The 24617-nt window shown below is 37.9% G+C and carries 23 protein-coding genes; 13 read left to right on the top strand and 10 right to left on the bottom strand.

Features of this window, described 5'->3' with window-relative positions; genetic code table 11:
* Positions 1-336 precede the first annotated feature (336 nt).
* Positions 337-987 (top strand): RNA polymerase sporulation sigma factor SigH, encoded by a 651-nt coding sequence (gene sigH, locus ACQKMH_RS06110; RefSeq protein ID WP_427586528.1) that lies wholly within the window; start codon positions 337-339, stop codon positions 985-987.
* A gap of 250 nt (positions 988-1237) precedes the next feature.
* On the opposite strand, the gene ACQKMH_RS06115 is transcribed toward sigH, so the two are convergent.
* Positions 1238-2005, bottom strand: coding sequence for a yteA family sporulation protein (locus ACQKMH_RS06115; RefSeq protein WP_427586529.1), 768 nt, complete (start codon positions 2003-2005; stop codon positions 1238-1240).
* 148 nt (positions 2006-2153) lie between these two features.
* Here ACQKMH_RS06115 and ACQKMH_RS06120 point away from each other — a divergent pair, with 148 nt between their 5' ends.
* Positions 2154-2312, top strand: a complete 159-nt coding sequence (locus ACQKMH_RS06120; RefSeq protein ID WP_427586530.1) for a hypothetical protein — start codon at positions 2154-2156, stop codon at positions 2310-2312.
* Positions 2313-2447: 135 nt separating this feature from the next.
* Here ACQKMH_RS06120 and ACQKMH_RS06125 read toward each other — a convergent pair whose 3' ends face one another.
* The 4 genes from ACQKMH_RS06125 to ACQKMH_RS06140 all read right to left on the bottom strand — a co-directional run bounded on the left by ACQKMH_RS06125 (position 2448) and on the right by ACQKMH_RS06140 (position 6505).
* Positions 2448-2648 (bottom strand): hypothetical protein, encoded by a 201-nt coding sequence (locus ACQKMH_RS06125; protein WP_427586531.1) that lies wholly within the window; start codon positions 2646-2648, stop codon positions 2448-2450.
* Positions 2649-2871: 223 nt separating this feature from the next.
* Positions 2872-4218 (bottom strand): GntP family permease, encoded by a 1347-nt coding sequence (locus ACQKMH_RS06130; protein WP_427586532.1) that lies wholly within the window; start codon positions 4216-4218, stop codon positions 2872-2874.
* An 18-nt stretch (positions 4219-4236) separates the two neighbouring features.
* On the bottom strand, positions 4237-5781 hold the full coding sequence (gene gntK / locus ACQKMH_RS06135; protein WP_427586533.1) for a gluconokinase: 1545 nt from the start codon (positions 5779-5781) through the stop codon (positions 4237-4239).
* On the bottom strand, positions 5774-6505 hold the full coding sequence (locus ACQKMH_RS06140; RefSeq protein WP_427586534.1) for a GntR family transcriptional regulator: 732 nt from the start codon (positions 6503-6505) through the stop codon (positions 5774-5776). Before ACQKMH_RS06140 ends, gntK begins: the two co-directional genes overlap by 8 nt.
* A gap of 243 nt (positions 6506-6748) precedes the next feature.
* On the opposite strand from ACQKMH_RS06140, the gene ACQKMH_RS06145 reads away from it, so the two are divergent.
* Complete coding sequence (locus ACQKMH_RS06145; protein WP_427586535.1) at positions 6749-8158, top strand: processed acidic surface protein; 1410 nt, start codon at positions 6749-6751, stop codon at positions 8156-8158.
* A gap of 1 nt (position 8159) precedes the next feature.
* Positions 8160-8783, top strand: a complete 624-nt coding sequence (locus tag ACQKMH_RS06150) for a class D sortase (protein WP_427586536.1) — start codon at positions 8160-8162, stop codon at positions 8781-8783.
* Between the two features lie 341 nt (positions 8784-9124).
* Here ACQKMH_RS06150 and ACQKMH_RS06155 read toward each other — a convergent pair whose 3' ends face one another.
* Positions 9125-9274: a hypothetical protein gene (locus ACQKMH_RS06155; RefSeq protein WP_427586537.1), complete on the bottom strand. Its 150-nt coding sequence runs from the start codon at positions 9272-9274 to the stop codon at positions 9125-9127.
* A gap of 430 nt (positions 9275-9704) precedes the next feature.
* On the opposite strand from ACQKMH_RS06155, the gene ACQKMH_RS06160 reads away from it, so the two are divergent.
* From ACQKMH_RS06160 to ACQKMH_RS06180, 5 genes are all read left to right on the top strand, one after another.
* Positions 9705-10121, top strand: coding sequence for a DUF2690 domain-containing protein (locus ACQKMH_RS06160; protein ID WP_427586538.1), 417 nt, complete (start codon positions 9705-9707; stop codon positions 10119-10121).
* Positions 10122-10756: 635 nt separating this feature from the next.
* Entirely contained in the window at positions 10757-12361 is a 1605-nt protein-coding gene (locus tag ACQKMH_RS06165) for a sigma-54 interaction domain-containing protein (protein ID WP_427586539.1), read from the top strand.
* Between the two features lie 131 nt (positions 12362-12492).
* The gene (locus ACQKMH_RS06170; protein ID WP_427586540.1) at positions 12493-13644 is read left to right on the top strand and encodes an iron-containing alcohol dehydrogenase; all 1152 of its coding nucleotides are present in this window, start codon (positions 12493-12495) and stop codon (positions 13642-13644) included.
* A 14-nt stretch (positions 13645-13658) separates the two neighbouring features.
* The gene (locus ACQKMH_RS06175) at positions 13659-15047 is read left to right on the top strand and encodes a hypothetical protein (RefSeq protein WP_427586541.1); all 1389 of its coding nucleotides are present in this window, start codon (positions 13659-13661) and stop codon (positions 15045-15047) included.
* On the top strand, positions 15044-16483 hold the full coding sequence (locus ACQKMH_RS06180) for an NAD-dependent succinate-semialdehyde dehydrogenase (RefSeq protein ID WP_427586542.1): 1440 nt from the start codon (positions 15044-15046) through the stop codon (positions 16481-16483). Before ACQKMH_RS06175 ends, ACQKMH_RS06180 begins: the two co-directional genes overlap by 4 nt.
* A gap of 237 nt (positions 16484-16720) precedes the next feature.
* Here ACQKMH_RS06180 and ACQKMH_RS06185 read toward each other — a convergent pair whose 3' ends face one another.
* Positions 16721-17923, bottom strand: coding sequence for an MFS transporter (locus tag ACQKMH_RS06185; RefSeq protein ID WP_427586543.1), 1203 nt, complete (start codon positions 17921-17923; stop codon positions 16721-16723).
* 25 nt (positions 17924-17948) lie between these two features.
* Complete coding sequence (locus tag ACQKMH_RS06190; protein WP_427586544.1) at positions 17949-18530, bottom strand: TetR/AcrR family transcriptional regulator; 582 nt, start codon at positions 18528-18530, stop codon at positions 17949-17951.
* A 377-nt stretch (positions 18531-18907) separates the two neighbouring features.
* On the opposite strand from ACQKMH_RS06190, the gene ACQKMH_RS06195 reads away from it, so the two are divergent.
* Entirely contained in the window at positions 18908-19648 is a 741-nt protein-coding gene (locus tag ACQKMH_RS06195; protein WP_427587523.1) for a VCBS repeat-containing protein, read from the top strand.
* Between the two features lie 223 nt (positions 19649-19871).
* Here ACQKMH_RS06195 and ACQKMH_RS06200 read toward each other — a convergent pair whose 3' ends face one another.
* The gene (locus ACQKMH_RS06200; protein ID WP_427586545.1) at positions 19872-20492 is read right to left on the bottom strand and encodes an NAD(P)-dependent oxidoreductase; all 621 of its coding nucleotides are present in this window, start codon (positions 20490-20492) and stop codon (positions 19872-19874) included.
* Positions 20493-21028: 536 nt separating this feature from the next.
* On the opposite strand from ACQKMH_RS06200, the gene ACQKMH_RS06205 reads away from it, so the two are divergent.
* Entirely contained in the window at positions 21029-21655 is a 627-nt protein-coding gene (locus ACQKMH_RS06205) for a hypothetical protein (RefSeq protein WP_427587524.1), read from the top strand.
* Positions 21656-21997: 342 nt separating this feature from the next.
* On the opposite strand, the gene ACQKMH_RS06210 is transcribed toward ACQKMH_RS06205, so the two are convergent.
* On the bottom strand, positions 21998-22315 hold the full coding sequence (locus tag ACQKMH_RS06210; RefSeq protein WP_427586546.1) for a hypothetical protein: 318 nt from the start codon (positions 22313-22315) through the stop codon (positions 21998-22000).
* Between the two features lie 137 nt (positions 22316-22452).
* On the opposite strand from ACQKMH_RS06210, the gene ACQKMH_RS06215 reads away from it, so the two are divergent.
* The gene (locus ACQKMH_RS06215; RefSeq protein WP_427586547.1) at positions 22453-23442 is read left to right on the top strand and encodes an MBL fold metallo-hydrolase; all 990 of its coding nucleotides are present in this window, start codon (positions 22453-22455) and stop codon (positions 23440-23442) included.
* Positions 23443-23560: 118 nt separating this feature from the next.
* Entirely contained in the window at positions 23561-24568 is a 1008-nt protein-coding gene (locus ACQKMH_RS06220; RefSeq protein ID WP_427586548.1) for an IS1595 family transposase, read from the top strand.
* Positions 24569-24617: the final 49 nt, after the last annotated feature.

Here is a 24617-nt window from a genome sequence, read left to right on the forward strand (position 1 = left end):
TTCCAATTCAGTTATTGTCTTTTAGCACTTACCTCACAGTTTGTGTCGAGTCCATTTTATCACTAAAGCGAGCTCTTATATTAGCTTGGATGTAAAAAAATAACATAAAACAATGTTTATGGTCGTTGATTATACAGCAAGTGGATTTAGTTATAGGTCAGTACTTTAAAGAGAAGGAATAATAGTAGAAGTTTTGTAGAAAAATGTCGATATTTACGAATATCTTTATCGTCATTTCTAAGATATTATTATATTGTATTGTATTTACTTTAACACTTTGATGTGGCAATTCAACCATAATATCGATGCTCAACTTTAGTGAGTGGGGGAAAATAAATGAGTGTACTCATCGAGAAGAAACAAGTGGAAAACTATACTCATATGGAAGATGTAATGTTGGTTGAGAAAATCCAATATGGTGATGAAGATGCACTGGACTATTTAATCAAAAAATACAGATCTGTCGTCCAATCTAATGCTGTGAAGTATTTTTTAACGGGTGGAGATAAGGAAGACGTCTTTCAAGAAGGTATGATTGGATTATATAAGGCGATTCGCGACTACAAGGACTGCAAAAAGTCTTCTTTTAGGTCATTTGCGGAACTGTGCATTACCAGGCAAATCATAACGGCGGTTAAAGCGGCTATCCGCCAAAAGCATTCGCCCTTAAATAATTATGTTTCATTGTATAGGCCTATCTATCAAGGGGAGTCGGAACAAGCCTTAATTGATCTAATCCCTGAACAGGGACAAATCGACCCTGTCACGATTTTAATAAAATCAGAAGAAATGACAGATCTAGAGCTAAATTTAGCGGAAGTCCTAAGTGAGTTGGAAAGTAGAGTGGTGGACTTGTATCTGGAAGGTCAAACATATCTAGAAATATCAAAGAAACTGGATATTCAGATAAAGACGGTCGATAATGCTCTTCAACGGGTAAAAAGGAAGTTGGATCGGTATTTGGAATCAAGGACCTCGGAAGAATAATCACTATAAGAATAATAATGGCAAGATTTTTGTGTATTAATTGATTAGTCATTGAAAACATCGAAACGAGTTTGTGATAAAAGTGAAAGTAGAAATACAATTTAAAAATACATACATGTTCTTAAACAAGATTCTTCCGATACACTTATAAGAGCTTATCTCCTATCCATGGCATGGCAATAACCATGAAAAAAACGTCCAAATTATCAAAACCAGCTTCCTCAGAAGCTGGTTTTTGTTTTGCAGGTCGTTAACTCTCATCTTCATCTTCGACGTAAGGATCATGTTCGTATGCAGGTAAGTCCCCAAATGAAGTCATGATACCATCTTCATCAAGTGCTTCTTCATACTGTTCGTGCTGATTGTTCGGGTAAACGGTAATATTTTTTCCGGAAATATCAGTCCCTACAAAGTTTTCATAAGATTCCACATATCCAATCGGATCAAGCGATTCGTTATACATGTCATTATAAGTGTCTTTATCATCTGTAAAGGCAAAGTCAGATGGTGTTTCAGATGTTCCATACTGCGCTACATCCTGCCACGAGTCTTCTGCATCATAACTTACATTTTCATCTTGATTATCCATATCGAATTTTCCAAATGGAGGCATGAGCACCTCTTCTTCAACGGGACGATTATGGGATACGACTTGATCTGGACTGTGGTCTTTACAGAAAGTTGTATAAGGAAGTGCCTCAAGTCTTTCAAAAGGAATTTCTTCACCACATTCCTGACACGTTCCGTATGTTCCATTATCCATCGCATCAAGAGCCCTGTTGATATTGGTTAAATGATGAGTTGCATGCTCATTAAGGGCAAGATCTTTTTCTCGTTCGTATAATTCCGTCCCTTCATCTCCTGGATGGTTATCATAGCTTGATAATTCTCCCACTGACTCATATGGATGTTCCCAGTCAAAGCCAAAATTATCATTCACTTTAAATTCGGCTTCAAGTTCTTTTTTCTCCTTTAGCAACTGCGAGCGAAACTCAGCTAATACTTGAGATGTTAACATAAACAAACCCCTTTCATTTATATTTTCGTGCTTATTAGTTCCAATTATGTAAGGAAGTTTTTTGTTTTTAAACTTCATCATCGAATAAAAAACTTCTTAGGATGTATCTTAAGACTGAAAGGCTAAAGAAATTTTAGGGGGGCTTAGAATGGTTAACATTGATTTCGACAAATTTATTAAATCTCAGAAAAACCACGAAGGACGATATTTGGGCAAAGAAGATCATCAAGAAGGCGTAAATGATAAGGACTACAACAATCGGGGAAATTCAGATAAATCGGTGGGGGCTACAGGAAGGAAACTATAGATCACCTTGAAAAGTTGTTAAAAAACTGTATGACAGATATACAGGTACAACTCAGAAGAGGTGATCACTGTACGAAATAATACACAGAAGGACGGATTATGCCGTGTGGGACGAAATATCTCTCAGAAGGACGGATTATTCCGTGTGTGGGACGAAATATCTCTCAGAAGGACGGATTTTGCCTGAAGCGAACGCTGTTACACCATCAGCGGAAACCGATACGTTGGATGTTGAATTAGCTATAGAGGGCCTAACATATGGCATTTGAATCATGGTGATAGTTCCGCGTGGACCAGCTGACATCAAGCGAATTAATTCTCCGTGATCAGGTTCCATTCTATCCCCTACAAAGAAAAAAATTTATGATTAGTTCTTTATTAAAAGAGGGAATCGTGAAATTCATAAACATGAGAGAAAATTCAAAAGAAAAGGCCTATCCCTATTTAGATCCGGGAAAGGCCAGCTTGAAATTCTGAATGACAGGTTATGTACAAAATTCTCACCTATAGCCTTAGAATTTTTAAGGCTATAAGTGAGAAGCTACTGCCTGGAAATAGATTTATACGAAAAGGCTTAGTAATAGAATAAAACCTAATCCAGCTATAGAAATGATTGATTCAAGTAAGGTCCATGTTGAAAATGTTTCTTTCATGCTTAGGCCAAAATACTCTTTAAACATCCAGAAACCTGCATCGTTAACATGTGAAGCGATTAAACTACCGGCTCCAGTTGCGAGTACAACCAAGGCAAGATTAACGTCGGATTGTCCTAACATCGGAATAACTAAACCGGCAGTTGTTAAAGCTGCAACAGTTGCAGAACCTAAGGAAATACGTAAGATTGCAGCAATGATCCATGCAAGCAAGATGGGTGATAGCGAAGTTCCTTTGAATAATTCGGCTACATAGTCACCTACGCCTCCATCAATTAATACCTGTTTGAAGGCTCCGCCGCCCCCGATGATTAATAGCATCATCCCAATATGAGTGATGGCGGTTGTACAAGATTCCATGACATTTTTGATTGGGATTTTTCTTGCTAATCCCATTGTATAGATTGCAACAAGTAAAGAAATCAACATGGATGTTGAAGCATCACCAATGAAACGGATAGCTGCTAGTAAACTATTATCTTCAAATCCAATTGTTTTTTGAAGCAAAGTAATAATCGTAGCAATAGACATTAAAATAACGGGAAGCATTGCGGTAAATACACTGATACCAAAACCAGGAGTGTCTTCAAGTTTAAATACCTTTTGTTCTCCTAGAGAGGCAATATTCCCAGTTTTAGTGAATGATTCAGGTACAAGCTTTTTAGCTAGTTTAGTAAATAAAGGCCCAGCTAAAATGACTGTTGGGATTGCTATAATAAAACCGTAAAGTAATACTTCACCAATGTTTGCACCATATTCACCAGCAATGACGGTTGGTCCTGGATGTGGCGGTAAGAAACCGTGTGTCACGGATAAAGCTGCTACCATCGGAATACCGAGATGTAAAATAGAGACCTTTAATTCCTTAGAAATGGCAAATACGATTGGTATTAATAGTACTAATCCCACTTCAAAAAATAGAGCGATTCCGATAATAAATGAAGCTATAACCACAGCCCATTGAATATATTTTTCTCCAAATTTGTTAACGAGCGTCATCGCAATTCGTTGAGCGCCCCCTGAATCTGCGATTAGCTTGCCCAGCATCGCTCCAAGCCCAAAGATCAACGCTAAGTGACCCAGTGTTCCGCCTAGTCCAGCTTCAATTGATTTTACAATTTGGTCTAAGGGCATCCCAAGTAATAAAGCAACTCCGAACGATACAATGATTAGTGAAATAAAGGTATTTAATTTTAAGCCCATTATTAATAGTAGTAATGCTAAAATCCCAACTGCTACAATGATTAATGGCATTCTAATTCCTCCAATTAGTTATCTAGTAGTGTTAATTAAGCTTCTTTGATAATTGGAAATCCGTGTATAATCTTCTTCTAATATTCTAGATAGATTAATGAAAATCGGCAGTAATTGCCTATATTCTTTTGTTGCCTCTTCCTTTGGTGTGTGAATGTTGGTACTGCCAATCATTTCAGAAACGACCTCAAATGATTCGATTTTTCCTGTGGCATATAAGCCTAGAATACATGCTCCTAGACAAGAACTTTCATAGCTTTCTGGGACAACTACTTCAGATGCGAAAATATCAGACATCATTTGCCGCCAAACATCTGATCTTGCAAAGCCTCCTGTGGCTTGAATACGGGTCACGGGACTTTCCATGCATTCGGTTAAGGCTAAAAAGACGGTGTATAAATTGTAAATGACTCCTTCTAGGGCAGCGCGAATCATATGTTCTTTCTTATGTGACATCGTTAAACCGAAGAATGATCCACGTACGTCTGGATTCCATAATGGCGCACGTTCACCAGCAAGGTATGGGTGGAACAGCAATCCATCTGAACCTGGTCTTACACGTTCAGCAATTTTGGTTAATACATCATAAGGATCAATTCCTAATCTTTTCGCTGTTTCTACTTCTGAAGAGGCAAGCTCATCACGGATCCAGCGAAGGACCATTCCGCCATTGTTTACCGGTCCGCCAATTACCCAGTGCTTTTCGGTTAAGGCATAACAAAATATTCTTCCCTTTTCATCTGTTTGCGGCTTGTCAATAATGGTTCGAATGGCACCGCTTGTCCCGATCGTTACAGCAATTTCGCCTTTTTGTATCGCATTTACACCTAGATTAGAAAGGACTCCATCGCTGGCCCCTATGACAAATGGTGTTTGTTGATCAATGCCCATCTGTTTGGCTAAATCGGAATCACAGTTGGTAAATATCTTGGTTGTTGGCACAAGATCAGATAATTGGGAAGATGTAATTCCAGCAATTTTTAATGCTTCTTCATCCCAATCCAATGTTTTGAGATTCATCAAGCCCATGGCTGAGGCTAGTGAATAATCTACAATATATTTATCAAAGAACTTTTTAAAAATATATTCTTTAATTCCGATATATTTTTTAACCTTGACAGCGATTTCAGGAAGGTCGTTCACGATCCAAGTTATTTTAGTCAATGGTGACATGGGGTGAATCGGTGTTCCTGTTCGTTTATAGATTTCTTGGCCATTCATCTCATCTTTTATATGATGTGCCCATGCTTGACTTCGATTATCTGCCCAAGTGATGCAAGGCGTCAGCGGTAGGTCTTTTTCATCCATGGCAATGACACTATGCATGGCACTGCTAAATGAAATGAACGATAGCTTTTTTTGTGAATGATGTTTCATTATATTCGAAATGGCTTGTAGAACTGCCTGGAAAATCTCTTCTGGGTTTTGTTCTGCAGCCGATATATCAGGTGTATAAAGCGGGTACCCAATATTTTCTTGTTGGATGACCTCGCCTTTTTCACTAAATAACACGGCTTTCGTACTTGTGGTTCCGATATCTACACCCAACATATAGTTAGTCATCTTGTTGCACGACTCCTTTAGTAAGCATTTGTTGTGACATCCATAGGTCTTCTACTTTACCTTGAACATCATCAAAGTTCTCATGAAAAGTTTTAATCATGAGGTCTCTATCTTTTGTTTTGATCGCTTCAATATAAAGCTCATGATTTTTTACTATCCGCGTGAAGTCTTCATACTTTTCTTTGAAACGCATACGCATCGAAATTAAGATGAGGCTTTCCATTACGGGTTTTAAATTACTCCAGATCATCAAGATATATGAATGATTATCTGCACGAATAATCGTTTCATGGAACAAGACATCTTGATAGGAAAATTCATCAGCATCATTATATTTGATTGCGACTTTCATCATCTCCAGTATTTTACTAAGTTCCTTTACTAAATGATTAGTGTCCATCCTTACTAGGCGTTCAAATACAAACGATTCTATAAGTAAACGAACATCATAAATTTCTTCGATTTCTTTTTCTGATAAACCTATAACAACGGCACCCATTCTTTCTAATCGGATAATATTTTCGGATGCCAGGATTTTTAATGCTTCACGAATAGGTGAGCGACTTACAGCAAAATCTGCAGCTAATTTATTTTCCGATAATATGGTACCGCTTTCAATTCTCCCGGAAATTATACGCATTCTTAGCTCACATGTAACACGTTCACCAGCAGAGGCTTTTGAAAGCCATTTAGTGGGATAAAGAAATTCCCTTGAATCGTCCATACATTCACCTTCTTGAGTTCGAGTATACTTGTATACAAGTATTATAACGAAAATTTTTGATTTTGCAAACGCTTTTAAATCGATGTCCATCACGGCCCGATACCCTCAATAGAAGAAACACGCCTTAAAAAGTAAGAAAAATATCATTTTTCCTTATTGGTAAAAAATACCCTCATTGTTAAGTTAATGTTATTCCCTTATAATTTTCAAGAAACATAGAAATGTTATGAATAGGAGAACAGTATGAAAAAACTGTGGAACACGTTACTTACCCTTACGTTGTTAATTAGCTTATTCCCGCAATTAGCATCGGCTGCTCAAAGCAATAATTTTGAACAGGAACTTAAAAAGTATTTAAAGGAGGTAAGCCTTGTTAGGGGCTTTGAAGTGACGAAGGATGATATTGAAACGTCGCTTTCTTTTTACGATGAGAGTATAAAAAACTTTCAATCTATTGATGAGCTTAAAGATACTTTAGGAGAAACTATAAAAGCAGATTTAAGCAATTTAAAACCTATTTATGAAGATTATAATCTTACTAATGAGAGTCTAATTAAACTGTTGCACGAGAACGGAGAAGAGCTGGATGATTATATCTTTATCTGGGACCTCGATGAAGCTGTTTATTTCTATAAAGAAGAGGGCGATTTTGAACGCGATCCAAACTTTGACCAAGAATTAGCCAATTATTTAGCAAAGGTTAGCAAGGAAAGAGGCTTCGAAGTAACAAAAGAAGATATCGAAGTGTCATTAGAACCCTATGAAATTAGCACGGAAGACTTTGAATCTGTCGAAGAGCTTAGCGAATTTTTAGGTGACGTCATAAAGGCAGACCTAAGTAACTTAGATTATTTTAATGAGAATTATGAACTGGATAAACAATCCCTGCTTCAATTGTTAGAGGAAAATGGTGAAGATATTAACGATTATATATACATAGATAATCTTGAAGAAACTGTTTGGACCCTTACTGGTGAGGACTTGGATGGTGAAGTTGCCGAAGATCTTCTTCCTATTTTCGAGGAAGAACTCGGTCTAACCGAAGAGGAATTACAGCGTCTTGAAGACCATTTAATGTCTTTGGAAGAGCATCTTTCCAATCCGGAAACAGTCAAGCGACTTGAAGAATTGGGCAACCGTATGATGGCTTTCGAGGAATTTGACGTAGCAACCGAGCTTTCAGCCGAACAAATAGCTGAAATGGCATCTATCTATGAAGAATTACTTTCCATCTTTAAGCTTAATGTATCCTATTCCCTTGTGAAAAGCGGTTCGGAATCGCCTATTTCTCTTTTTGATTTAATGAAAATGGATGAATTGAAGGGTGCTAACCTGAAAATTGCGATATACACTACAGATGGGAAGTTCTTGGCTGATCTTTTGATTACGGGTGATATGGTCGATTCTGACACTCTTACGAATGCAGGACAACAAATAAAGGAATCTGCTAAAGAGGTGACAAAGACCATTGAAAAGGCACCCGTTGCAAAACCAGTAAAACAAAAAATCAGCTCTCATACTAAATCGGAACATCAAACGGTAAAAGGGGCCAAGCTGCCAAAGACCGCATCAGATTACATCCCTAACGCCCTTTTAGGACTATTCATCGCTTTGTTGGGATGCATGATGTATCGAAAAATCAGGAACGCTTAATATGAAACAACTAAAGAAAAGGCGGTTACTTCTGCTTTGTTGTACAATTGCCATCATTTTATTTGGGGTTTGGTTTTCCACATCTAATATGTATAAGTTTGCAAAAGGCTACCTACTATATAAGACTCATGCTCCAAGTAGCCAAGTAAAAGAAACAGTACAGAAACCACCAAGTAATAAAACAACAAAGGAAGAGCTTTATCCTGTCCGCCCTAAAACGGGTGAAGAAATGGGGGAACTGTATATACCCAAACTAAAAGCAACACTCCCTATTTTCCATGGCACAAACGAGGATGAATTGGAGAAAGGCGTAGGTCACTTTGCAGGAAGCGTGCTACCAGGTGAAAATGACAATTCGGTTCTTTCCGGTCATCGAGATACGGTATTCCGTAAACTTGGGCAAGTTGGCGAAGGAGATTTGTTGATTGTAAGAACTTCGGCAGGAGAGTTCACATACAAAGTCAACAAAGTTCGCATTGTGGATGAGGATGATCGAACCGTAATCGTTCCAAAACCACGAGCGACACTAACCGTCAGTACATGTTATCCCTTTGATTATATTGGATCAGCTCCTGAACGCTATATACTTGTCGCTTATCTTGCTTCAAAAACATTAAGTAAATAAAAAGGCGGATATATGTTGCAACTACTGGCTTCAGCATTCCTTCTATTAACTTAATACGCGAGAGTCCCAATAGGTTAAACCCTATTGGGACTTTTTTAGCTTCTAAAGATTGTATAGTCAACGTGTATGATTGGACTTTCTTTAAAACAGATGATGTTCAGTAAACACTGATTATGACGGACCAAATGACGACAGAGCTTTCGTTTAATTAAGAATTCCTTCGTAAGCTAAAGGATGTGTTAGCACTTTAAAAGGGTGACAAATTGGTGACCATTATATGAAGGTGGAGGTAAGAGGGAGAAGATCATTAGGAAGATAGAAAAACGCCAAAAAGGCGTTTGTTAATCATTTTTATTGATTTTACCATCGTTTCCCTTGTCAATACCGGTAGCGTTATTAATCAATTGTGGAAACAAGTTTAACCCCTGATCCATAGCGTTCATTGAATCGGCTTTTTGGCCAATTTTTTTTGATTTTTCTTGTTTTTTCATTTTTGTCGCCTCCTAAAATTAGGATTCGTAGTAAATCAAAAAATATTCCAAAGTAATTTATTATTAGTGATTATGTTGCACAGTATGCATAAACCGGGAGGCAATCTGTAATATCCAAACAGTCATATTGTGTGAGTAAACTTCATTCCTTGGGTGTTTAAGAGTCCATCATCGCTTTTGTGTACTTTAACTAACGGAGCAGATTGGATGGTTAGAGAAGATTCATTCTTTAGTACCTAATTAACTAAATAGTTAGCCTGAAAATGGGAGTATGTAATTAAATGGAATATGATCCCATGGTACATAGAAATATCAATTTTCACATGGTAAAGTCTAGAAGAAGGAAAAGAGAGAGGTTATTATAAAAAAATTATTAAATATTGGGATGTCAGTTACTCTTGTCTTTGGTCTATTTTTTGCGATATCACCGATGAAGAAAGCGTATGCGCTTTCTTATGATAATACAAATCCTTATTCGACTGGTTGTGCCAATAAAAGCCCAAACACCTATGAAACAGAATATATCTATAAAAACGGTGTGAAAATTGGATATGTGCAGCTAAAAGGAAGTGCGTATTGTCATTCGGCTTGGGGTTACTTAAAGCTTTATTCGACCGCACCTTATGATTATTATGCGAATGTGTGGGTTGATAGTTTTAATGGCACTTCTAAGAGAGCATATACAAGTTGTTCCAGTTCCGGTGGTAACGGATGGATAATGAAAGGTCAGACCTTCTGTTATATCGCTCAATTATGGGATAAAGATCCGTATAGTGCTTTGGCCAAAGCGGGTATTTATTCTTCAAGCGGGGCTCTCATTATTTCTGCGAACACCGGTCGTTATTAATTTATTATTAATAATAGATAAGAAAATGAAAATCAGTGAAATTACTCACTGGTTTCTTTTTTATTTTCATTAACTGTCTTTCTTATAAACATAAGAACAATCTACACACAACGGGAGTTTTCATAAGGCAGCCTATTGGCAACTGCAGCCTTCCTTAAATGGGTGAAAATGGAATTTGAGCATTGGAAAGACCCTTGGTATGATAAAAGTGTCCAGTGCCCTCCCAGCTAAATGGACAAAATAGAGGTCTGGGCGGGACTTATTTACGGTATTCCTCAAATCTTCTATTTGGATGTTTTCATTCCTTCCATTTATGAAGTTTTTTAGCATATTTAAAAAGGGTTGACTCCGTTTTAACGGTGTATGTTTATGAGTCGTTTGTTGTTGTACATAGTATCATAAGGAAAGGGACTTACATAATACTTACCATAAAGTTCACTAAAAAAACGAATAGCACATGATTTATGGATATTAGAACATTCATATTAGCCGTTTTGAACACGAATTTCAAAGAGTGACCTAGTATAAAGGGAGAAAGATAGGTGGCAATTATATGAAAAAATTAGAGGAAATTAATGAAGAATATCGAGAAACCTTCGATTTTGATGTTAAAGAACCAGTGGGAGTGGATATTGATGACTAAGTTTCATTCTGATATGACAGTGGAGGAAGCGATCTCATGTTTTCCCATCGGTAAAAATGAAGTGGAAGTGATAGACAATTCAGAGGATTTTATCGGATTTCTGACAATGGAAGCGTTATCAGCTGCCGTGCAGCAGAGTGATTTAACGAAGCCTATTTCTCATTTTATTACTGTGAATGCACCTCTGCAAAATTTACGGAATTACTCGATACCATATGAACAATTTCAAGCATTTTTTGAGAGTGATTTATGCAGGGTTGTATTTAATGCCCTGTACGATGGCGTGTATATCACAGATGGTGAAGGAACGACATTATTTATCAATCAAGCTTATCAACGAATTACTGGAATTAGAGAAGAGGAAATTATCCGGAAACCTATGAGTTATTTAATTGAGCAGGGGATGATTTCCGTTTCTGCTTCATTGGACTCTATTCGAACGAAGAATCAAGTTACGCTGACGCAAAGAATCCGAAATGGAAGAAAGATTATCGTGTCGGCCACACCCATTCTTTCGCCACAGAACGAAGTCATATTTGTCATAAATAGTGTAAGAGATATTACCGAATTAATCAGAATGAAGTACACGATTGACAGTCAAAAGTTATCTTTTCAACCCATTTCTCAATTGTTACCTGATTCGGAACAGGTGAATCTACAGGAAATTATCATTGGGCCCTCTACAACGCCTTTATTCAATTTGGCTGACAAGGTAGCCAAAACGGACGCGAAGATTTTGTTACAGGGGGAAACAGGTGTAGGGAAGAGCTTGATTGCTAAGTACATTCATTCCAAAAGCTCCAGGAAGGAAAATATTTTCCTTGAATTAAATTGCGGGGCCATCCCAGCGAACTTGGTGGAATCTGAACTTTTTGGATATGAACCGGGAGCGTTTACCGGATCCCTAAAGAATGGGAAAATGGGTATTTTTGAGAAAGCCAATGGTGGTACTTTATTTTTAGACGAAATTGGGGACTTACCTTTAGAGTTACAAGTAAAACTGTTGAAAGTGGTGGAAGAAAACAAGTTTATGAGAGTAGGCTCTACTGAAATGAAAGAAGTGGATGTTAGATTAATTACTGCCACTCATCGTGACCTAGCATCACTTGTTCAAGAAGGATCTTTCCGTGAAGATCTTTATTACCGGCTTAATATTGTCTCGTTTGAAGTTCCGCCTTTACGCCAGCGGAAAGAAGAAATGGTCCCGCTTCTAGAAATGTATCTGGAAAAATTCAATGAAAAGTATAATGAAAAGAAAAAGATGACACCGGAATGCTATGAATGGCTAACAAATTATTCGTGGCCTGGTAATATACGTGAGCTTGCGAATCTTGCTGAGCGACTGGTCGTTACGACTTATGAAGATACGATTGATTTATCTAATTTACCATCTTTCATACGTCCAGTCGTGACAAGGAAAACTACACCTCTTTCCTTGAAGGAGGCCGTTTCTGAACTGGAGCGATCCTTAATCCTGAATGCAATGAATAAATATGGGACAACAAGGGCGGCTGCCGCTTCTTTAGAAATCAGTCAAAGCGCCTTGGTGCAAAAAATGAAAAAATTTCACATGCGAGTAGAAAACGAATCGAATTAGTTTGTTCGATTTGATTTCTACTCATTTTAATCGGATTTCCAATGAAAAAATAGGTTAAACCGTTATTATATGAAGCGTTTTCATTTTGGCATGATTCCTGCATTAGTAGATTAATGAAAGGGGAGATTACCATGAATATTTCTATTTTTTCAATGGCTAACAAATTGGTGACAGGAGCAGATTCTTTACAACAGCTGACTGAAGAGGTTACGCGATTAGGGATGAAGAATCCATTATTAGTTACAGATAAAGTTTTACTGAATGCTGGGGTTGTGCAAAAGGTTGAGGATTTACTTTCATCGGCATACGGTATTTTTTCGGAAGTCAATCCTGAACCGGAAATTGAAATCGTTGAGCAATGTGTACGTTCAATCCAAGATGGCAATCATGATGGGTTGATTGCGGTAGGGGGAGGAAGTGCGATAGATATCGCAAAAGCCTCTTCCGTTATGGCTACGAATTCGGGAAGCATCGAGACCTATTTTGGTACGAACTTAATTGAAGTTCCAGGTATTCCTTTAATAGCTATACCGACGACAGCGGGCACTGGGTCCGAAGTAACGAATATTTCGATACTATCTGATAAAAAAGAACAGGTTAAGAAGGGAATTGTTAGTTCGTATCTATTACCGGATGTAGCGATTGTATCCCCGATTATGACACTGACTTGCCCACCAAGTGTGACGGCGGCGAGTGGAGTGGATGCACTTGTTCATGCAGTCGAGGCCTATATTTCAAAATTTGCGTCCCCTGTGACGGATGCCTTGGCAATTGGCGCTATGAAGTTAATCGCTAAAAATCTACCAAAGGCTTATGCGGCTCCAGATCATCTAGAAGCACGAGAAGCCATGATCACGGGAAGCCTAATGGCCGGGTTAGCATTTGGAAATGCCGGTGTTGGAGCTGTACATGCCCTAGCTTATCCGCTTGGAGGCCGTTTCCATTTATCACATGGAGTCAGCAATTCATTATTACTGCCCTTTGTCATGAAATGGAATAAAATTGCATGTTTAGAAAGATTCCGTGATATTGCGGAAGCTCTTGGGGAAAAAGTCGATCATTTAAATGATGATGAGGCAGCGGATAAAGCGATCGAAGCAATGACTAGAATATGTCGATACGTGGATATCCCTGAGTCACTTCGTGAATTTGATATTCCTGAATCTTCCTTATGTGAAATGGCTGCTGAAGCTATCAAACAAGTCCGTTTACTACGGAATAATCCTCGTGCATTAAACGTTCGTGATATCGAAAAAATATATCGTTCAGCCTATGGCATGTAACTGGAGGAAACAACATGAAATGGAAAAACCGTCCATATGGAAAAGAGACATCGTATATACCTGCAGGTCCTTTTAAAATTAGACTGCCATTTGTTCATTATCGTTTTGAGTGGCCAGACTATGTTCAAGGTTTATTAATGTGTGCCGTTGATCTTGGAGCGATTACACTTCTTGCAGACCATCTAGGTATGCCTTTCGATGTGGCTCTAGCCGTTGTTGTCTTAAATGGATTATTATATTTAACACATCATTTACTCGGAGACCCAGTTATACCAGGTTGGATTACACCTGCGGTTCCATTGCTTGTATTGTTTGTCGGACAATTTCCAGAAGGACCTGATAGGGTCTATGCACTCGTTGCGTTTCAATTAACATTAGGGATTTTATCCATAATACTAGGAATGACCGGGCTTGCGAGTAAAGTCGTTCGATTAGTGCCGAATGCAATTAAATCAGGCATTATATTAGGAGCGGGAATTGGTGCTGTCGTTTCTATTTTTGAAGTCGGTGGAAAGTTTGATTTATTTCCTTATACAATAAGCATTTGTATCGGTTTTGCCTTTTATTTGCTTTTTTCGAAAAGTTTCGGAAAATTGAAAATGCGAAATAAAGTTTGGATATTTATCGGTAATTTAGGGATATTGCCAGCTATCTTACTCGCGGTCTTTGTTGCTCCCATTTTTGGAGAAGCAAAATGGCCAAATATTCAATGGGGATTCAGCAGTCCGGACTTTGCTACGCTTTGGTCTGACTATACGGTTTTTGGTTTAGGTTTCCCAGCCATGACCTTCTTTTTAAGTGCAATACCAGCTGTTTTTGCTACTTATTTAGTTGTATTTGGGGATGTGCTGAAAACAAAAGCGTTGCTCTCTGAATCGGATGATGTCAGGGAAGATGAAAAAGTGGAATATAATCCAAACAGAGCCCATTTAATTTTTGGCGGCCGAAATGTGATCATGAGTTTCATCGGGCCTGATATTACGATGTGTGGCCCGTTATGGGCAGCCATGCAGGTCGTTGTAGTGGAGCGCTTTAAAAATGGCAAGAAAGCGATGAACTCTTTCTTTGGCGGTGCTGGCTCTTTCCGTTGGGGTACGAATACTGGGTTATTCTTATTGCCGGTCGTCAGTTTGGTTGAACCAATTCTCGGTGTGGCCTTGGCCTTAACGCTTTTGGTTCAAGGATATGTTAGCGTGCGTGTCGGTGTAATGCAGGCGAGGAGCCAACGCGACTTGGGAATTGCAGGGGTCGTTGCTGCCATCCTTGTTATAAAAGGTGCTGGAATGGCGTTTGCAGCAGGAATACTTTTATGTGCCCTTTTATATGGTAAGGACTTTTTCAAAGGAGAAAATGATAAGACTTTTACAGATCATGAAGAAGAAGAGGAGCTTAAAGCAGGATGAACAAAGTAGTTGAAAAATGGCCAATATATATAAACGGTGAAACCAAACAAACAGAACGTCATTTTGTAGTGGAAAATCCAGCAACATTGGAGCCTGTGGGCTATGTACCGGACGCTACGGAAAAAGAAGCAAAGGCTGCTGTGGATGCAGCTCATGCGGCTTTTCTAAATTGGTCGAAAACAAGTGCATATCAGCGGGCGGAATTACTTGAGAAGTGGTACACAATTATTGAAAAAAGGCTAGATGAAATCGCAACAATCATGACATTGGAGCAAGGGAAACCATTGGCCGAAGCAAAAGGTGAAATAAAATATGCTTCAAGTTTCGTGAAATGGTTTGCTGAAGAAGCAAAGCGTAACTACGGAGAAACCATACCTGCTTCCGTTGCTTCTAAGCGAATTTTAGTGCAAAAGCAGGCAGTCGGTGTCGTTGCTGCCATCACGCCTTGGAATTTTCCTGCTGCCATGATCACAAGGAAAGTGGCGCCTGCACTTGCAGCAGGATGTACCGTCGTCATCAAACCCGCGGAACAAACACCATTGACAGCATTGCTATTAGTTGAAAGTGCTCATGAAGCAGGAATTCCTGCCGGTGTAATAAATATTGTCACAACACAAAACCCGGGGGAAGTGTCAGACGTTTGGATGAATGATTCACGTGTCAAAAAAATTACATTTACAGGTTCCACACCTGTAGGGAAGCATCTAATGAAAAAGGCCGCAGAAACGGTAAAAAAAGTCTCACTTGAATTGGGTGGCTTAGCTCCGTTTATCATAGCCGAAGATGCGAATATCAAAGAAGCCGTAAAAGGTTTGATTCAATCGAAATTTAGGAATGCCGGACAAACATGTATTTGTGCGAACCGAATTTACGTCCATGAGACTATTCAAAAGCCATTTTTACAAGCCTTTGAAAAGGCTGTTTTATCTTTGAAGGTTGGAAATGGAATGAATGGAACCGATCTTGGTCCACTGATTGATGGAGCTGCAGTAAAAAAAGTTCAGTTTCAATTAGATGATGCTATAAGTAAAGGAGCTGTCATCCATAAGACTACCAAGGTAGATAAAGAAAAGGGTTATTTTATCGCACCTGCCATTCTTTCCAATGTAACGGATGATATGCTGTGTATGCAGGAAGAAACGTTTGGTCCGATTGCACCAGTCAGTACATTTAAAACTGACCAAGAAGCGATGGATCGAGCCAATAACACTAATTTTGGCTTGGCAGCTTATGTATATACGGAGTCATTAAATAAAGCAGTTACCTATTCGGATGGCCTTGAATATGGGATTGTTGGTATTAATGATAGTGCCCCATCCACTGCTCAAGCACCATTTGGCGGCATGAAGGAAAGTGGATTAGGTAGAGAAGGCGGGCACTCTGGCATGGATGAATTTTTAGAAGTAAAGTATGTATCTCTTCAACTTAGCAATTAAACTAATGAATGTTGACGATTCTGAAGGATCACATTCTAAATAAGAGTGTAAAGGCACATCGAATATCGATGTGCCTTTACTCCTTATCAAAAGTTAATAAGCATTTTTAGTTCGTTCAATGGCAAAAAAAATGCCCGAAGAATTTTCATTAATGATAAAAGTATAGTCCGATTTTTCAAGTTTGAGAGTTTTGTACTCGAAAAGGAAAAATTGGGAATGGACAATCATGGACTTTGATTATTCCGCTAAGCTTTCTGCCAATCGGTTTTCCTTCCAAATGACTGTAATACCCAGTCCGATGACGATAATGACAGCAGCGAAAAGATATGGATAGTTGATGTTGACGTCAAATAGTAATCCTCCAATTGATGGTCCGGCGATATTCCCCAAGCTCGTATAGGTTGAGTTCATACCAGCAACAAACCCTTGCTCTTTCCCGGCAGCTTTTGATAGAAATGTCGTCAATGCCGGACGAAGCAAGTCAAATGCAAGGAAGATGAAACAAGTTACGACTAGAACTGCCAAAAAGCTAGAGATCATGGTGGAAGCTACTGCAAAAATTGCACTGATAATTAAGCATAATTGGATAAGCTTCTTTTCACCTAGGAACTCTATCAGTTTACCAAACATAAATACTTGCACAACCACTCCGAAGATTGAGCTTATTGTAATGATTATTGCAATATCCTTCGGCGTGAAGCCGAATTTACGATCAGAAAATAGGCTAAAAACAGTTTCATACGCTGATAAACCAAATGCGAGTACAAATACAATGATGAACGCAATAAAGTAAAGCGGATTAAGTGATTTTTTTAAATCGCCTATAAAGTTCGTTTGCTTTGTATTAGCCGAACCTTCTGCAAGCTGTTCCTTTGTTAACGGCTCTTTTAAAATGAATAAGGATGTAAGGCATGCTAAAAAAGCGATAGCTCCCGCAAGGAAGAAGGGCAAGCGTATGCCATATTCTGCAACGAAGCCACCGATACCGGGTCCTATTATAAAGCCCAAGCTAATGGCGGCTGATATATAGCCCATAGCTTTCGGCCTTTCCTGAACGGACGTAATATCTGCAACATATGCCGTAACACCTGGCATAATAAAGGCAGCACTGATTCCGCCTAGGATCCTTGATATATAAAACACGGATACATTCGTGCCTATACCGAAGATAAGTTCAGAAACACCAAAAAGGAATAAGCCGATGATGATGATTTTCTTTCTGCCATAACGGTCAACCCAACGACCTGCGAATGGTGACATAACAAGCTGTGATACCGCAAATACGGCAACCAGATAGCCCATCGTGCTTCCTGATAAATGCATGATATTCATAAATGACGGCATAACGGGGATGATGAGTCCAATTCCCAAAAAAGCAATGAATATATTGCTTAGAAGAATAATTAATACTGCCTTTTGTTCTTTAATTGGTTTATTCATGTTTTAACACCACTTTCTATGTGAATCATTTTTGTGAAATACCTCTCCAAAACACTTTCCAAGAGGCAGATAATTTATCCTTCAGCCGTTTCTCATCATTGCCATATACAAGCTCAACCAAAATGGAATCCACTACTCCCAAGAAAGCATAGGTCGGCGTTATGGCTGCATCTTCGACGATTAATTTGGCATGGATCCAATCCTGGAATTTACATTCGAGAATCGCCTGCACCTTTTCCTCGATATCTATGACTTCCTGCCCAATCTCTTTTTCAAGATGTGCTGGCGGAAAAAAGGACATACGCAGCCAAAACTTTATATGCTCATTTTTTTGGAAAAGATCGATGACCAATTGTAGGAATCCATATAAATCTTTTTCAGGATTTTTTGAATCAACTTTACTGAAATATTGGAGTTTCGAAGATAGCTCCGTCTCTTTCGCATCACGTAAAACTTGCAGAAAAAGATCATCCTTGCCTTTAAAATGGGCGTAAATGGATTGCTTTTTCATTCCGACTTCTTCAGCTATTAGGGAAAGGGAAGCTCCTTCATAACCATGAATCGTGAAATATTTTAGAGCGGCTTCCTTAATTTCATTACTTTTCAATAATATCACCTCATAATTTAACGAACGTTCGTCAGTTATAATAGCAAATTAAATAAATATATGCAAGCGAATAAGGTTATACAATAGTATTTTGCAACAGAAATCATAAGATATGCAATCAAGGCTATTCACTAAATTCCCGCATATAATTCTATATGGATAATAATGAGACAGGTGGGATGAAATTGGATACATATGACATCAGAAAAGTGATTCATTACTTTTATGCAAAAATACAAGAAACGAATCATCCTTATTATTGGTACTGTTTGGCTGAGACTCAAAGTAGGGCCGGATTAACAAATGAAGCACTGCAAACGATTGATAACGCCTTGTCGTTTCCAAATCCTTATCCTTCAAAAATGGAACTGCTAGATATGCAATTGAACCTCCAAACTGATCTTTCAAGAGAAATGAACTTGAACAGAACAGTCATAGTGACCTCAAAGCAAGGCGATATTAATGGGGACGGGACAAAGGACAATGTTTTTCTTACCGCAAACAAAACCTCTGATAGCCCCTTTTGGAGGAATATAACTTTGGTTATTCAAAATGGGAGGACTAATCAATATGAACAAGTTCAAATGAAAAATAACGCAGGATATAATCCGACCCTTTTTCTTGGTGAGTTTACAGGTAATAAGGGGGAGGACATTTTAGTGGTCATTGATACAGGAGGAAGCGGTGGTTCCATTTATGCTTATGTTTTTTCATATCTTAACGGTCGACTCTTGACCATTTTTAATTCCGATACATTCAATGAAACGTATAAATACGCTGTAAATTACGAAAATCTATACAAAGCCAAGGTGAACAGCTATTACCTAAAAGAAAGATACATTCTAGATCTTACTTATAAAGATAAGGAATATTTATCGGAAATTTATAACAAGAATGGTGTTTTGAAGGCGCCGATAGAAGGATGGGTCAATCCTTTATCTGGTTTATATCCGGTTGATTACAATAGGGATGGCATATATGAGCTCGAAGCGTATCAGAGGATCGCAGGGAGGTATAATGCCGACTCACTAGGATATGTGCAGACCGTATTGAAATGGAACGGGCAAGCGTTTGTTCCTGACCGGCAGAATGTGGCTATTTTTGGAAGAGGAATATAGCACATTGGAAAAGAAGGTTCATGAGCAAGGTACGAGTGAAATCTTCGCCCAAAATAAGCTGGAAAATATTCTTGGCAATGGTTCAGAGACTGTGCAGAACGAAATTCCAATGCATTTACGAAGATAATTGAACCGGCTTTCTATCAACGCAATGTGATGGTTTTTTTGCTTTCTATACGATTAAACAAACTTACTCGAAGGGGAGTAATGTTAATTGGAATTTTTAGTAGGCAATACCTACACGTGATTTTAAAAAATCGCTACTTGTTATTTGGCTAAATGCAAATTCTGCAGTATCAGGAACGGATATTTCAACTCCATTCTCCGGCAAAAAGTCACCTTCTACACGATATGTACCAACACTTTCTCCATCCGGCAAATACGTAGGACAGACAATGGTCCATAGAAGTGTTGATTGTTTAAGCATCTCGTAAACTTTATGATGTTCTTTCGCTGCACGGGTAGACTTCTGCTTTGATTCACTTGACTGATAACGCAGAGAATTTGGGTTGGTTCTACTTTGCAGAATACCTGCTGTTCCAATGGTTATAATTCGTTGTATTCCTTCGTATTCCATTGCTTCGATAATTAGTGGCATACTTGCTGATAAAGTGGTTGTCCCATCAGTATTCAGTGCACTAATAACGACATCAATCCCATACATGGCACGTACGATATCATCTTTATTTAAAACATTACCTTGAATGATGGTTAAATTGGCATTGTTTATTTGAATCTTCTCTGGAGTGCGAGCTAAAACTGTAACATGATGTCTGTCTTGCAGACCATAAGTAACTAATTGACCCCCAACTCGTCCAGTTGCACCCAAAATTAAAATATTCATAGAAACGAACCTCCTTTTGCGAATACAATCATCCACTAACATTATATCGTTATTTTCAACTAATGGGAGCATTAGTGCAATACGATATCATAATTCAGCGTTTGCTGGCGGTACCCCATGCCCATCAAGGTAAGATACCATAATACCCCTAGAACGAAAATTTTGTGCATCTTACTCGTTTTTAACGTTTTTCCCACAATCATGTTGTGGGTTATATTTTTTCCTCAACATTGACTTCATTCAAAAAGCTTATTTTGGATAGCAATGATAGATTACTTATTTCCTGCTTAAGACAAAATTACTAATTTTCGTTTTATAAAGTCTCTCTATTATGAATAGTCTGTTATGTCCAAGCTCACTTATTCCTTTTCCATATACTAATAAAAAAAGGAGGTGAGAAAGTGAGTAAAAATAAGAATAGTTCTTCACGCAAGGATGAAGAGAAAATGAGTAAAAATAAGAATAGCTCTTCACGCAAGGATGAAGAGAAAGTGAGTAAAAATAAGAATAGCTCTTCACGCAAGGATGAAGAGAAAGTGAGTAATAATGAGCATAGCTCTTTACGTAAAGATAAAGCGAAAATAGAATCGGCACACCAAGAGTGTATTGACCGTGCTTATCGTATTCCTATATTTTTAAGTACGACAACTCATTTAAATGACAACCAACAACGGTTTCTAAACCGTCTAATTTTAGAGATTGAGAATGCTTTGCTTTTTCCGCGTACATTACCATTAAGCGAAAGTTATCCCGAATCCATTTTAACTGATATTCGTCGGTTAGTTTCATCAAGCTATGGAATGTTGGCAGTAAACCTTCGTCGTTTTAAAATTCAAACAGATGATGTCAATGCAGGACCCCTTCCACCATCCACTCCATTCTGGATAGGATCAGTTTATTCACAAGTAGAACCTTCAATGGCTTTTCAATTTGGTCTACCCTTATTATTAGTAAGGGAAGAAGATACTGACGCAAATAATGGAATTTGGGCAGGAGGAATTGCCCCACTCAACCTATTTATAGTTTGGCATTCTGAAACTCAAACTGTAGAACAATTCTTTAACACTCCTGAATGGAGATCAGCCTTTGCAAATTGGAGTGCACAAGTAAGAAATGCTTTTTATATACAGACAGAGCCTGAGTTCAAGTACAGATGTGAATGATACACTGGTACTTTAGCAACAAGTAGAAAATATACAAGGTTTTGTTCACCTTTATATATTTTCTACTTATTCGCACGAAAACAAATATTTCAATTTTTGTTATCAAAAACAAAAAGATTTACTTCATAAAAACAGCCTTTATAGAAGAGAAACGGCCGGGGCCGGTCACATCCGAAGGCTTAGCGTATATTTTTTAAAAAATGTGGCGGTACCCCAAGAAGAAAAACGTTCGTTGATAAAGAAACAAAATGGGCCGCTCAAACGCTTCATGAGGGGCCCATTTGAGTTAGAAAAAATATAAAAACGTTTTAAAACGAGTCAATAGCGACTACAATACCTCCTCTAATTTTCCTGTCCCTCTTTCGATTTTAGAAAGGAATCAACTGATTCATCTAATAATTTTTCTCGATTAGGATCTTCATTGACATCTGTATCCACTTCCATTTCGTTGTTATTTAATTTACTAACCTGACTTTTAAGTTGAACTGGATTATGGTTATTATTATTTTTGTTTGCCATATAAACTCCTTCTTGAACAGATATTTTTAATTTAGTTTGAACAATTGATCCAATATAAAATCCAATATTTTTTAAGTTTATTTCAGCTTCTTTCCCGAATTGAGCTCTGTTGTCTTGATGGAAGGTTGAAAAAGTATACATGATTTTATTTCGGGCATTATTGACTGAATATTATAAATATTGTAATATTTATTTTGTGAATGTATTTAAGAAACAAGGTTTTATATTAAAAACAAGCGGCTCGATTTTCCTTGAATAATCTTACAGGAGGTTTTTTTATGAAGAAAAGAATAAGAAATACTTCTTTTGGTTTTTTGTTGCTAGTTTCAATAATTCTATCATTATCATTATTTCTTCCTTCTTTTGGCCAAACCGCTGTACAGAAAACGGATTTTAAAGTAACTCTATTAGGAACAGGTTCTCCTATTTTAAGTACAACTCGCTCAGGTCCTGCTACCCTTTTAGAAGTAGGTAATGAAAAACTACTCTTTGATGCTGGACGTGGAACCGCTTTACAATTATATAAGGTGAATATGTTACCTGGAAGTGTGGACAAGTTATTCCTTACTCATTTGCATTCTGATCATACGATTGGCATACCAGACGTTTGGCTTACAGGTTCTTTACCAACAGGAGGTAAAAGGGAGCAACCATTTAATATATGGGGACCAAAGGGAACCGAGAAAATGATGTTACATATGAATAAAGCATTTAAAGCCGATTTGGATGCAAGGAATGACTCTGGGAATGGAAACGTTGAAGGATCAAGTATAGTAGCAAATGATATCAAAGAAGGTATTGTCTATAAAAAAAAGGGAATCGAGGTAATAGCATTCAGGGTTGACCATAAATCCATAGAACCTGCTTTCGGTTATCGGGTTAATTACAAAGGACACTCCGTAGTGATCTCAGGTGACACCCGTTATAATGAAAATCTCATTCAATTTGCTAAAGGTGCTGACGTAGTGATCCATGAGGTTGCAGCCGCAAGCCCTGATAACGAATCAGAATCAATATCCAATATACTTGATCTTCACACTACACCTGAGGAAGCAGGTAAAGTCTTTAGCCAAATAAAACCAAAACTTGCTGTGTACTCACATATTGTATTATTGGAAGGACTGTCAGAAGAAAAGGCAAATTTGCTCGAAAGAACAAAAGAAATATACAAAGGAAACGTTGTAGTAGGTGAGGATTTGTTATCAATTGAAATAGGAGACAAGGTACAGGTACTACATCCGGTAAACGGGGCGAACTCAGGGAAATAATACAGCTTCAGCGAGCAAGTGCTTTAAACTATTAATTAGGCTGTTTTCGTATAGATTGTTGTTTTTCCACATACTAATTGAACGTTGATATAATCCGTTTTATAGGAGGCGTTTAGTTTTGTGGGAAAATGTATACGAAGGTTTCAACGATTTAACTAAGTCACAGCAAATGACTTTATTTGAGGCAATAAAACAAGATTTGTTTCCAGAAGAAACTAATAGAATTGATAAATTGCTCGGACCTATACGTGAAGCTCGATTTGCTTCAGGAATAGGTTGCGTTCATTGTGGAAGTACATCTGTAAAACGCAATGGGAAATATCGTACAAGGCAACGCTATTTATGTAAGGATTGCAATAAAACTTTCAATGATATGACTAATACTCCATTTTCAGGCTCAAAATATCCAGAAAAGTGGGTGAAATATATTGAACTTATGATTGAGGGTGTTACTTTACCCAAAATCGCTAAACGCTTAAAAATACATATTTCCACTGCATTCTATTGGAGACATAAAATCTTGAACGTACTAGGTAGCCTCGGCTTCAAACAATTAGAAGGAATTGTCGAGAGTGATGAAACATTCTTTCGTGAGTCTTTAAAAGGGTGCCGTGTGATCAACCATAGAAAACCAAAAAAAAGAGGAGAAAAAGATAAAAAAAGAGGAATTTCAAATCTTAAGGTTGCCGTAGTCGTGGCTCAAGACCACAATGGAAATATGATTGCACGTAAAGAAGGTACAGGGCGGGTTAAAGCCGAAGAAATTGATGCAGTGATAGGTGATTTTATTCACCCATCTGCTTTGTTATGCACTGATACCGCTACAAACTATAAAAAATTCGCTAAGATAAAAGGCTTGTTGCACGAGACGATTAATGAACGTCAGAAGCAACGTGTGAAAAAAGGTATCTATCATATACAGCACGTTAATAACTTTCACAACAGACTAAAGGGTTGGATGGAGCGTTTTCAAGGAGTCGGAACATATTATCTGGATTATTACCTTTACTGGTTTCGCTGGCTAGAAATAGGAAAGAATATGGCATTTGATATACGAGTTGAACAAATGCTTATTTCAGCTTGTCAAAGATCTAATAATCATACTGTTGAGACGTTCAGAAGTTAACCGGCTTTAGGAGTTTGGTGTACTAAAAAACACCCAGAGCATTTTAATC

The sequence above is a fragment of the Peribacillus sp. NPDC097895 genome (assembly GCF_050277555.1).
Lineage (GTDB): Bacteria > Bacillota > Bacilli > Bacillales > DSM-1321 > Peribacillus.